The organism is Arcicella sp. GW458-12-2-14-TSB2 (genome assembly GCF_059423785.1).
Genome location: NZ_JBWKYN010000374.1, coordinates 1 through 805, shown reverse-complemented (window position 1 = coordinate 805; position 805 = coordinate 1). Strand labels below are relative to the sequence as shown.

1 protein-coding gene is annotated in these 805 nt (G+C 28.4%); it reads left to right on the top strand.

From position 1 onward, the window contains the following. The first annotated feature begins 144 nt into the window (after positions 1-144). Positions 145-744 carry an RNA polymerase sigma factor gene (locus tag AC07XN_RS24530; protein ID WP_494744958.1) on the top strand — a complete coding sequence of 200 codons (600 nt, stop codon included), beginning with the start codon at positions 145-147 and terminating at the stop codon, positions 742-744. Positions 745-805: the final 61 nt, after the last annotated feature.

Here is an 805-nt window from a genome sequence, read left to right as displayed (position 1 = left end):
GATAAAAGTATTATAATTCTAAAAAAAACATATAGTTTTGTGTCAATCAAACACATTTAGACTTTTCAATGTATAAAAACAATAAAGCAATTGTATGTATTTACATATGCTCTTAGTGTTTGAGCATCCAAGAATCATTTGAATATGAAAATTGTAACATTACATACAAGAGAGCATGTTTCAGATAGCCTTTTATGGCTTAATTTCAAAAATGGAGATGGTGATGCACTGAGCGAATTGATGAGAAGATACTTTCGCTCTCTTTTGCAATATGGTACAAAATTCACCAAGGATAAATCTTTGATTGAAGATACTATTCAAGATTTATTTTTAGAATTATTAGAACGTAAAGCCTATCTTTCTACGCCTGCTTCTGTAAAAAACTATTTGTTCAAAGCACTTCGTAATAATTTAATTAGGGCAGTAAATAAAAATAATTTATCGACGGATTTTCTTGAACAAGAAGACGAGCAAATGATTGAGTTTCAAAACATCGAATCCATGCTTTTGCAAGAAGATGATTTAAACGAATTGCTTACTAAATTTAATGAATACTTCAAATTATTGACAAAGCGGCAGAAAGAAGCCTTGTACTTGCGATATTATGAGAACCTCAACCACGAGGAAATCTCTGCTATTATGGATATCAACAAGCAATCGGTTTCAAATCTTCTTCAACAAAGTATCGTTATTCTCAGAAATAACTGGTTAGCTTCAATATTTTTATTGAGTTTTATTGATTGATTATCAATAGATTAAATATTATCTATAATTATTTTTCGTTTTTTTTTAAAAAAAACAATTA